The organism is Ruminococcus sp. (genome assembly GCF_017650195.1).
Classification (GTDB): domain Bacteria; phylum Bacillota; class Clostridia; order Oscillospirales; family Ruminococcaceae; genus Ruminococcus.
Genome location: NZ_JAGCFH010000311.1, coordinates 1 through 11787 on the forward strand (window position 1 = coordinate 1; position 11787 = coordinate 11787).

Below are 11787 nucleotides of genomic sequence, written 5' to 3' on the forward strand. Positions count from 1 at the left end.
CAAATGACAAAATGTAGTTTTAATAGCAAAATTTGCATAATAGTTATATATTTTTTTGTTTTAACAATAGCTTGGCTGTCGAAAAAATGAAAAGCTCCGGAGTTATATCCGGAGCGGTATGTCATAGAATGCCCTTTGCGGCATTGTCCACGCGGTCTCTGTAGAATGCCTCTTCCCATGAAAAATCAAACTTCTTGAACAGCTTAAGACAGCCCTCAGCGTTGCCGAGAGCTCCTTCGAGCCCCACACTGTCACCGCTGCGTGCAAAAATGTAAACTGCGGTTATGAATATCTCGAGCAGGGTAACGTCGTTCTTACCCTGTGGTTTATAGCCGAATTTCAACAGCTTAAGTGCCTGAGTGTAGTTCTTGGCTGCACAGTCTGCCAGTGCGAGAGCTATATACAGCTCTGCCTCTTTCTTCTGTGATACCTTTGAGGACATTTTTTGCAGGAAGCTTATGTTTGCGGTTCGGAAATCCTCTGCGTCGCGCCAGTTGCCAATCTTGCTGATACTTCTGAGCATACCGGTGCAGTAATCAAATCTTTCCTCACCGCTCAGCTTTCTTTCAGAAAGCTTGTCGAGGTAAAAATAGGCGGACTTGTGATCCATTATCTTGTCGTAAAACGATGCGAGCTGTATGAAATCGAATGAAGAGGGCTTTTTGGCGTTGTCTATGAAAGCATCGGAGTATGCATCGCAAAGTTCTGTCGTATATCCTGTCTCAATGAAGAGACCGTATACATCAACGTACTTTTTGAGCTCGACAGCGCTCGATGTGAGCAATGGAAAACCAACTTTTTTCCGTTCCATCGGTGATAACATTCTTCGCCCCTCCTATCCGTAGTATATTTTGAAGCACTGCATAGCATTATCATATAGAACTATTACGTTTTATATATATTGCGTAAAAACAGTAAATTAATACATTCTTTCTGTATATCAATTTTAGCACATATCTAACTCTTAGTCAACAATTGCGAGTGAATCTATGATAAAACTGTTGATATGCACAAAAATGCAAAGAATTTTTTTCCTAATCAACATAATGAACAATATTTGAATTTTAAGACTATTTCAATATTTTGTGGTATAATAGAATTAAAGTGGAAAGGTGTACTCTGATGAACTGTTTTTCCGCTGAAAGAAGAGCTGCCGCAGCTGCGGCATACATTTCCAAGGGGGTATTTTTTATGAGACTTCTCGTTGTTGAGGACGAGATGCAGCTTGCGGACGCACTGTCCGAGATACTGAAAAGAAATATGTACAACGTGGATACAGTATATGACGGAGTTGACGGCCTTGACAATGCGCTCACAGGCGTTTACGATTGTATCATACTTGATATCATGCTTCCGGGCATGAATGGTATTGAGGTCCTAAGAAAACTGAGGCAGGAAAGAATACATACGCCGGTGCTGCTGCTTACGGCAAAGAGCGAGATCGAGGATAAGATAAACGGTCTCGACTGCGGCGCTGACGACTATATCACCAAGCCCTTTATTACGGGCGAGCTGCTTGCAAGGGTACGTGCCCTAACAAGAAGAAAGGGTGAGCTTGTTGACGAGGCGAGACTGGACTATAACGGACTTGAGCTCAACAAGAATACCTGTTCAGTGATATGGCGAGGGAACGATGTAAAGCTGTCACTTAAGGAATACCAGATTATGGAGCTCCTAATATCAAATCCGCGTCAGATCCTTCCAAAGGAAAGGATAATAGAAAAAATATGGGGATACGAGAGCGATGTCGAATACAACAATATCGAAGTATACATATCATTCCTCAGAAAAAAGCTTTCAGTGATATCGGCTCCCGTACAGATAAAAACAGCGCGAGGCATAGGCTATTCGCTTGAATAGAATTGAAAAGGAGGAATGAAAGATGCTCAAAAAGCAGCATGACCGTATGGTCAGAAAAGCGCAGATAAAGATATTCATTATGATCATCAGCATCCTTCTTGCAGTTTTCCTTGCAGTTATAATCGGTATAAACGTAATGACAAAAGCGGTGATGAGAGGACAGTCAAAGGAAGTCCTCCAGCAGATAGCCGCGGATCTTGAGTATAACGATCAGGAATCTTTCTTCTATTTCCCGATGGAGGAGAACCGTAAGAACGATAAGGGAAGCGTACCGCTCTCAAAGCCTTCAAAGCCATCCGATGCCGCTACCACGGTTACTCCGGATACGACTTCGGGAGGTACGCAGGATACGAATGCGACTGATGTACCTGAGAATACCGACCCTCAGACAGATGATAACGGCAGTGAGCCGGATATACCTCCGGAGTCAACTCCTGATACTCAGCCAGTTGAGACCGATACCACACTTCCGTGGTCGATATTCCCCACAATGCCAGAGGACGCTACATTCCCAGATATGTCACAGGGCGGCTGGGGCGGCCAGGACTGGGGAAATAACGGATGGAACTGGGGCTCTGGCGACGGACAGCAGTGGAACGGCACCTGGGGCGATAACGGATGGAACTGGGGTTCTGGTGACGGACAGCAGTGGAGCAGCTGGGGAGGTCAGCAGGGCAGTAGCAGCAGCGGAAGCCAGGGCGGCAACTGGGGAAGTCAGCAAGGCAGTAGCAGCAGCGGAAGCCAGGGCGGCAACTGGGGAAGTCAGCAAGGCAGTAGCAGCAGCGGAAGTCAAGGCGGCAGCTGGAATCAGAACGGAGATAACCAGAACTGGAACGGCTGGTACTGGGACGGCAATCAGTGGAAAAACCAGGACGGCAGTACATGGGATGGCAAGGGAGTTCCTCCGTGGTTTGAGGTTGAAACCAAAGCTGATGGAAAGAATTCCGACTGGTGGAGCGGCTCAAATCCGTACAATATATGGTCAACTGATAATCCTATGAATCCCATGAATCCGAATAATCCGTATAACCAGTGGAGCAAGAAAGTAAAGGAAGGCGAGAGTGACGGAGGCAAGTCCGATGAGATTTCGCAGGAGTTCCAGAAGTACGGCGGAGCTACGGATACCGGAAACGAAGATAGTACTGCCGGAGAGCCGGTCCTTGAACAGACAGCAAACAGCGGCAGCTATGAGATGGTACAGCTTGCAGGAGGCACTTCCACAGCTCCCGTTTCAGGAAGTAGGAGCGCACAGGGGCAGAGCAGTGTCAGAAACGTGACGAATGCGGAGAATATACCGAAGAGCATCGGTTCTATAAATTACTTTGCAATAATGGCAGATACCAACGGAAAGTATCTTAATAAGATGTATAACGACGATCTAACCAGTGAAAAGGCTCAGAAGTACATCAGCGCCATACTCAATGCGGACTATGATACTGGTATGATAAATTCATATCAGTTCTATAAGACTAGCAAGCCTAACGGCACTATAATGATATTCTCTGACAAGAGCTATGAGATAAGCGTTCTCGAACAGCTTAAGCGCACAACTATCATTATAGGATTTATAGCCCTTATAGTACTTTCAGTACTGTCGTATTTCCTCAGCAGAAAGACCATACAGCCTGTACAGGAGGCTTTGGACAAGCAGAAGCAATTCGTATCGGACGCAAGCCATGAGCTTAAAACTCCTCTTACGGTAATATCCACCAACGCGGATGTGCTTGAAGGGGAGATAGGAAAAAACAAGTGGCTTGATTACATCAAGTCCCAGACTGAGCGTATGAGCGTTCTTGTAAACGATCTGCTTAACCTCACAAGACTTGAAAACGGCAATAACGAGCTTGAACGCAGGTACTTCAACCTCAGCAAGGCTATAACAAATACAGCCCTGCCATTTGAGTGTCAGGCTTTCGAGAGCAACAAGAAATTTGAGGTCAATATTGAGGACAATATCATGCTCAACGGCAGTGAAAAGCATATCAAGCAAATGGCAGCCATATTCATCGACAATGCCTTGAAGTATTCCAACGATGGCGGTACAATACAGGTAACGCTCAAGCGTTCCGGCGAAAGGAAGCTGTTCTCGGTATACAACACTGGTCAGGGAATCAAGGAGAACGATACCGAAAAGATATTCGAGCGCTTCTACCGCAGCGACGAGTCAAGAAACCGTGCAACAGGCGGCTACGGACTTGGTCTTGCTATTGCAAAATCCGTAGCGGACAAGCACAAGTTCAAGATACATGTTCTCAATCAGCCCGGCAAGGGAGTATGTTTCATAGTAACTATGTGACATACATTAATTATAGTAATTGCAGCGCCTCCGGCAATATTGCCGGAGGCGTTTTTTCTGCTGAAAGTTGACAGAGTATGCAATGTGTATTATAATTATTAATGTGTATTCAATAACCGCCGTCGGGCGTGTATTGTCATGGATCTTATTTGGAAAAACATTGATCATTATAATACCTGAAAGGAAACAACGATATGAAAAAGGTGCTGGAGCTGACTATGGGCAGAGCTTTATGCGCTGTTGATCTCGGCGACGGCAGCGAAAGGGGAGAGTATGTCCATCAGGACTATATCCTCAGCAAACTCGGTAGACCTCACCGCAGCGTAAGCCTAATGTACTGCTATTATCCGCTTGATAAGGAATTTCCGGGACGTATCTCGGAGGTATATAAGGACAGGGAAGTGAAGTTCCAGTGGGACTACCCTTATGATGATTACTTTCCATACCTCGGCGGTATAGACGGCAGCACAGACGGGGAACCATTTACGTTTATGCGCGATATACGCAGGCACGGTCAGGACGTTACTCTGACACTCACTATAGACCCCTTTGTCACAGACGAGCACCTTGCCGCTATAGGCGAAGATCTGAAATGCTTCGGAAGACTTTTCCTGAGAATAAACCACGAGGCTACGGGAGACTGGTTTGAGTTCTGTAAGAGAGCGAATCATCAGCAGGTAGCGGACTTCTACTGCCGTGCCGTGAGGATAATAAAGGAACACGCTCCAAATGTGCAGACGGTGCTCTGTATCGGCGGAGTAGAGGATATCTGCTCCGAGGAAATAGTAATGGAGAAGGAGTTTACACAGGCTGTCCGCGATACGGATATATGGTCTGTGGACAAGTATCTTGCTCTCCACTGGGGCTGGCCCTGCGATATTGCAGAGAGTGGCGGTACTACCCATTGCAGGTATTCTGTCCGGGAGGTGTTCGAGCTTACGAAAAGAAGCTATGAGCGCTTCATGTATCTTTGCGGCGGCACTTCAAAGCCTATGATAATGTCGGAAATGAACGCTGACGGAGATGTTACAGGTCCTTATGAACAGGCTGAAATGGTAAAGCTGTTCTGCGATATCATAGAGGAGGAAAATGCTAACTGGTTCACGGGCTTTACATTTTATCAGTTCCGCGACCGTGGCAGGCTTGGGCTCGAACGCGAGGACCCAAACAACGCTGATGTAGGCATCGAACAGCCGGTCATGAAGACCTACAGGGAGATAATAAACAGGGAGAGGTTCATGCCCTCAATGACTGTCGGCAGCGAAATAGAGCTCCCGGTGAAGCTGCGCTGGGGAAGCTCGGAGGATGCCGAGGGCATAGCTGTGCCTCTCAGTTTTGAAGCTGCTCCCGTGTTCTGCGAGCTGTTTTTCAGAGATGATTCAAACCTTATGCTGGAGTTGAACGGGCGCTGGTTCTATAAAGCTCCTGACACAAAATATATCGACCTTATGCCAGCGTTCTACGAAAAACCTATTGACGGCGGCTGCGATATGATGCTGAAAATATTTGCTCCGCCTGCAAGCGGAGAGAATGACCTGTCGTTAGAGGACGGTATGTTTAATTATTATTATGTACTTGAAAGGCTGCCGGAGATACGCATAAGAACTGCTCCTACAGAGCCTGATAAAGATATTACGGAAGGAAATACATGATATGAAAACATCAGTTGTTATAGTATGTGCAGGGAACTCGACGAGAATGGGCGGTGTGAACAAGATACTGCTTCCCCTCGGAGAAAGAAAGGTCATAGGCGTTACCATGCAGGCTTTTCAGAACTGTGAGAGCGTAAGTGAGATAGTGATAGTTGCCCGTGAGGACGATATAAATGCTATACAGGAGGAAGCAAAGGCAGCAGGTATAACCAAGCTCGCAGTCTGTACGACCGGCGGTGATACCCGTCAGGCGAGCGTTATCAACGGCATAAAGAAAATATCCAAGGATACGGAGCTCGTTGCCGTACATGACGGGGCCCGTCCTCTCGTAAAACCAGAGCATATCGAAAAAGTCATAAAGGATGCAGCCGTATTCGGCGGCGCTACTCTCGGAGTTCCTGTAAAGGATACTATCAAGGCGGTTGATGGCGGACTGATAGTGGATACTCCGCCGAGAAGCTCACTTTATATAACACAGACTCCGCAGATATTCAAGCGCAGCCTTTACTTTGAGGGAATAGATTTTGCGCTTGAGCATGATCTGGATTTCACCGATGACTGCCAGCTGGTGGAAGCTATCGGCGGTAAGGTAGCAATGACCGTCGGAGACTATACCAACATAAAAATAACCACTCCCGAGGATATCGCTATTGCGGAGGTGCTGCTCGGACAGCGCTGAGAGCATATAAAAGGGGGAGGGTGTGAGGTTAAGGACGATTACGCAAACGTCCGCCTTCCTTCAACCGCTGCTGATAGAATTATAGTTCCATAATAATAAAGTCTCGTAAACACAGCTTTTTGAGATGTGTTTACGAGACTTTTTATTTTTATCTTACCTTTGAGCCTACGGGGATGCTGTCGTCTACGAATATTACCTTTACTCCGTCTGGAGTATCTGCTGCGCATATCATGCCGTTACTGTCAACGCCTCTGAGCTTTACTGGCTTGAGGTTTGCGATGAGCTGGAGTTTCTTTCCGATAAGATCTTCAGGCTCGTAGTACTGGGCGATACCTGATACTACCTGACGTCCGCCCATACCATCGTCAAGCTGCAGGCAAAGGAGCTTATCTGACTTCTTAACCTTTTCGCAGGCAACTACCTTTGCAACTCTTATTTCTACCTTTGCGAAGTCGTCTATGGTTATCTCCGGAGCGAGCTGTATCTCCTCCTTGGGTGCCTCACCCTTTTCCTCTGCAGAGAGCTTTGCCTTTGCAGCCTCCATATTCTTTGTGAGTATTGCGTTGAGCTCTTCTATTTCCTTGTCAACGTCTATTCTTGGGAAGAGTATATCGCCCTTGTGAACGGTAACATTCTCGGGAAGCACGCCGAATTTGCTTAGTTTTTCATACTCCACATCAGCTGCTGACGCACCTATCTGCTCCCATACCTTTGGCATTGTAGTGGGCATGAAAGGCGCAAGAAGGGCAGAGGTTATACGGATAGCTTCAAGGAGATTATAGAGCACAGCCGCAAGACGGGCTTTCTTCGTATCATCCTTGCCAAGCTTCCACGGCTCTGTCTCGTCGATGTACTTGTTTGCGCGGTCAACGACTTTTGAAATTTCTTCGAGAGCCTGTTTCAGCTTTGTTTCGTCGATGCATTTGTCTACCTCACCACAGAGTGAAGTAACTGTAGTTTTGAATTCGTCATCGAGAGCATCACCTTCGCGGTCTGCTGGGAGAGTTCCGCCAAAATATTTGTCAGCCATTGCAACTGTACGGGAAACAAGGTTTCCGAAGCCGTTTGCAAGGTCAGAGTTTATACGGTTTATCATTATCTCGTTTGAGAATAGGCTGTCTGCGCCGAGAGCCATTTCGCGCAGGATATGGTATCTTATGGAATCACAGCCGTAGCGCTCACCAAGTACGAAGGGGTCAACTACGTTTCCGAGGGATTTCGACATCTTGACGCTCTCTCCGCCCTTGCTCTGCATGGTGATGTAGCCGTGTACCGCAAGGTGCTTTGGCAGCGGCAGGTCGAGAGCCATTAGCATTGCAGGCCATATAATTGCGTGGAAGCGCATGATGTCCTTTGCTACCATGTGAACGTCAGCGGGCCAGTACTTCTCAAAGTCGCTGTGTGCGGAGTTCTCATAGCCGAGAGCTGTGATATAGTTCGAGAGTGCGTCTATCCATACATATACGACATGCTTTTCATCGAAGGATACGGGAACGCCCCATGTAAACGAAGTTCTTGATACGCAGAGGTCCTCAAGACCGGGCTTGATGAAGTTGTTTACCAACTCGACTGCTCTTGTCTTGGGACGGAGGTAGTCTGTCTCCATGAGGAGCTTTTCGATGCGCTCTGCAAATGGAGACATTTTGAAAAAATATGCCTCCTCCTTTGCAAACTTTACGGGTCTGTGACATTCGGGACAGCAACCGTTCTCGTCAAGCTGGGAGTCTGTCCAGAAGCTTTCGCAGGGAGTGCAGTATTTGCCAGAGTATTCGCCCTTGTAAATGTAGCCTCTGTCGTAGAGCTCCTTGAATATCTTCTGTACTGCTTCTACGTGGTAGTCGTCGGTGGTACGAATATATCTGTCGTATGAGATGTTCATGTATTTCCAGAGGTTCTTGAATTTGCCGACGATAACGTCAACGTACTCCTTGGGAGTAACGCCCTGCTCGGCAGCCTTCTGCTCTATTTTAAGACCGTGTTCGTCTGTGCCTGTAAGGAACATTACGTCATGACCCTGCATTCGCTTATAACGGGCAATGGTATCGCAGGCAACTGTGGTATAGCAGTGACCTATATGGGGATCGCCCGAAGGATAATAAATAGGCGTGGTGATGTAAAAGGGGTTCTTTGACATAAGGATCGCTCCAATCTTAGTGTTTATTTCCCGTTTCCAAATGAAAGAAACGGTTAATTTATATTATATCACATATGGTTTGAAAATGCAAGTTCACGGAACGGCTGCGCTTTGTTTGCATTTTTCGATAGAAAAGAGTGCTAAAAAGTAATAGACAACCGATGCAAGTCGTGATATAATATGTAAAAATACAGTGAAAAGGAGTAACCACAATGAAACTATCAAGAGTATACACGCTTCTGACCACGGCGAGTCTTATAGTATGCCTTGCACCAAAAGTATTTGAAGATATCCATGCAAACGCTATATTTTACGCATGGACAGAAGCCGAGGACAGTGACTACATCGACGATATCCGCTATGACTTCTTTTCCGATCATGTTGTTGTCAGCTACTGCGAAAAAGGCGGCGACATCGTTATCCCTTCCGAGATAGAAGGACTTCCCGTTACGGAAATATTTGATGGAGCATTTTGTTCAGAAAAGATCACTTCTATCGTTCTTCCCGACTCTGTCCATGAGATAAGCGAGCATATGTGTGCGGATTGTATCAACCTTAGATCAATAAAGCTTCCTGCAAATATCACGTCCATACCAGAATTTGCGTTTGAAGGCTGCAGCTCTCTCGAAAAGATAGACATACCGTCAGGGGTAACACATATCGATAGATGCGCTTTCTTCGGCTGCACATCGCTGAAAGAAGTAAAGCTTCCCGAAAAACTGGAAACTCTTAACGACAGCTGTTTTGCTGACTGTGGCCTTGAATCTATTGATTTTCCAAAGTGGGTAACCGAGATACCGTTACGCAGCTTTACAGGCAACAGATTCAAGGAGCTCACTATCCCCGAAAATATTAAAAAGATAGACGGCTGGGCATTCTATGAGTGCTATAAACTGGAGAAACTTACAGTGCTCAATCCTCTATGCGATATTGAGTCCCGTCTTGATTTTGTCTTCGGCGGAGGACACATAGACGAGAACGGCGATCCTATAGAGGAAAGAGTTTCATGTACCTGCTACGGTTACATTGGCTCTACCCTTGAAAAATTGGCAAATGAAAGCACAGCAAAAAACGCAGGTTTTACCTTTGTTGCTCTTGATGAAGAGATGTCTTCCAAGCTTGGCGATCTTACGGGAGACGGTATCATTGACGCAGTTGACGCTTCAAATGTGCTTAGAGCTTATACTAAATTTTCAACAGGTGAAGCAAGCCCTACTGAACATGAGCTTGCAGTTTCCGATATAAACAAAGACGGATTCATTGATGCCGTTGACGCTTCTATGATTTTGAAATATTATACTTATATATCGACAGACGGAACAAAAGCAATTGAAGAATACTTTGGATTATAAATGTTAATCTTTTGCACACAATAATACGAAAAATTCACACAATGTATATTGAAATGGTAATTTTGCAATGTTATAATATATATAGAAAAATCATCCTGAGAGGAGAATTTCTATGAAACTTGCGAGGTTACTGGGAGCGGCAGTAGCTGCGTATTTTTTAGTTTCAGCCAGTTTTCTGCCTCATTTTGCGGCAGCCGACAAAGCTGTGGGAGATACGTACCAGCTTAACGGTATAGATCCCTACGATTCGCCTGTAAAGCCCATACTTTCTATCAGCAGGATAGAGCTAACCCTCGAAGAAGCAAGGGAGAAGCCGACTCAGGCAGTCGAAATATCCGTCAGGGGTGCGGATAAAAAATACGGTCCTACGGCACTTCACATAAACTATGACGAGAGACTTGATATTGTTGTTGATGACGGATATTACGCAGACAGGGGAAAGGCTATAGAGAAGCTGGAGGATATACAGTATCTTTCTGGTCCCCACTGTATCGGCTTTGTTACAGCCGGCTCGGGCAACAACGGTAGGGACGGCGTTATGTGGACTATGTACTTCACTCTTCCGGAGGATATGCAGGCAGGGGACATTTATCCCATATATTTGGAGTATAAGCACCCCGGAGTTACAAACGACCTTTTTACTAACATAAAAAATGACAAGGAAGGCAGAATGATGGAAGCGTGGCTCTTCACTAACGGCATAGAGCACGGTTACATAAAAATAAAGGAGCCTGTACAGACTACCACTACTTCCGCTGAAACGACAACAACAACTACCACAACAACGGCTACAAGTCCTACAACTACCACCAAGGCTGTTGCGACAACTACAACAAAAAGGACCATGGTTACTTCTACAAAGCCTGTGACCACTACCCGGAAAACTACCATCACCACAGCCACGACTACTACAACAGCAGTTACAACTACTGTGCCGGAGCCTGTATATCGCTGCGGCGATCCTAACGGAGACGGTATGATTGACGCGGTGGATTCTTCGTTGGTACTGGCAGCTTATTCAATGTTTTCCATAGGAGAAGCCGTTCCCGATGAAAAGAGCTATGCTACCTCAGACGTGAATGGAGACGGTTTTGTAGACGCTGTCGATGCCTCGAAGATACTTGCCTACTATGCTTATGTATCGTCAGACGGAAAGCGCAGCTTTGAGGAGTACCTGAGGGGTTACAGATAAAAGAATACAAAGAAGCGGGCTGGACTCGCTTCTTTTTTTAGGTGCGCTCGGCAGCGCACGTTTCTAACGGATGAAAGTCCCGAATCCACCCGACAGTGGGAAGGATATAGCCGAACATCAAGTGTGTCCATCGTGAGGTGGAATCTGAAGGAAGATGCAGGCAAATCTCTGAGCCGACGAATAGGAACCTTTTTAGGCTAAGTGCAAGGGTAAGGTGGCCTAACATACCGAAGCCCAATAACTGTTATCAGTCAAATTATTTAAAGTTGAAATGAACAGATTAATCGCTCCTGCGCAGAACGGCTGTAACCGAAGCGGTATTACTCTCCACTCCAATCTGAAAATCTACGCACAATAAACACTTTAAGGACAATAGACCTATTGTGTCTAAAATGCTTAAAGTTCACACTAATCAAATCACGCAAAATTCGAAAGGAGTATTTTAATGTTAAAAAGAGAACAGAAAGAAACAATGCTTGATCAGGTACTTGAGATCATGACGGCTATCGCATACAATGAGCCTGTTGAAAGAGTTACTGCATCAAATGAATCAAAGCTGGAAAAGGTTAATATACTCACTAAAAAAGCAGATTGTAGCTGTTTTTCAACATACTTATATGCC

General features: G+C 45.8%; 8 protein-coding genes. 6 read left to right on the top strand and 2 right to left on the bottom strand.

Annotation, left to right across the window (positions count from 1 at the left end):
- Window positions 1-121 precede the first annotated feature (121 nt).
- Complete coding sequence (locus J6U00_RS13930) at window positions 122-823, bottom strand: hypothetical protein (RefSeq protein WP_296582820.1); 702 nt, start codon at window positions 821-823, stop codon at window positions 122-124.
- Between the two features lie 368 nt (window positions 824-1191).
- Between J6U00_RS13930 and J6U00_RS13935 the strand changes: the two genes are divergently transcribed.
- The 4 genes from J6U00_RS13935 to ispD all read left to right on the top strand — a co-directional run bounded on the left by J6U00_RS13935 (window position 1192) and on the right by ispD (window position 6487).
- Window positions 1192-1860 carry a response regulator transcription factor gene (locus J6U00_RS13935; protein WP_296582831.1) on the top strand — a complete coding sequence of 223 codons (669 nt, stop codon included), beginning with the start codon at window positions 1192-1194 and terminating at the stop codon, window positions 1858-1860.
- Between the two features lie 22 nt (window positions 1861-1882).
- Entirely contained in the window at window positions 1883-4156 is a 2274-nt protein-coding gene (locus J6U00_RS13940; protein WP_296582821.1) for a HAMP domain-containing sensor histidine kinase, read from the top strand.
- Between the two features lie 194 nt (window positions 4157-4350).
- On the top strand, window positions 4351-5808 hold the full coding sequence (locus J6U00_RS13945; RefSeq protein WP_296582823.1) for a hypothetical protein: 1458 nt from the start codon (window positions 4351-4353) through the stop codon (window positions 5806-5808).
- A 1-nt stretch (window position 5809) separates the two neighbouring features.
- Window positions 5810-6487, top strand: coding sequence for a 2-C-methyl-D-erythritol 4-phosphate cytidylyltransferase (gene ispD, locus J6U00_RS13950; protein ID WP_296582825.1), 678 nt, complete (start codon window positions 5810-5812; stop codon window positions 6485-6487).
- A gap of 148 nt (window positions 6488-6635) precedes the next feature.
- On the opposite strand, the gene metG is transcribed toward ispD, so the two are convergent.
- Window positions 6636-8621 carry a methionine--tRNA ligase gene (metG, locus tag J6U00_RS13955; RefSeq protein ID WP_296582826.1) on the bottom strand — a complete coding sequence of 662 codons (1986 nt, stop codon included), beginning with the start codon at window positions 8619-8621 and terminating at the stop codon, window positions 6636-6638.
- Between the two features lie 212 nt (window positions 8622-8833).
- Here metG and J6U00_RS13960 point away from each other — a divergent pair, with 212 nt between their 5' ends.
- Window positions 8834-9973, top strand: a complete 1140-nt coding sequence (locus J6U00_RS13960; protein WP_296582828.1) for a leucine-rich repeat protein — start codon at window positions 8834-8836, stop codon at window positions 9971-9973.
- Window positions 9974-10085: 112 nt separating this feature from the next.
- Window positions 10086-11165, top strand: coding sequence for a dockerin type I domain-containing protein (locus J6U00_RS13965; protein ID WP_296582829.1), 1080 nt, complete (start codon window positions 10086-10088; stop codon window positions 11163-11165).
- Window positions 11166-11787 lie beyond the last annotated feature (622 nt).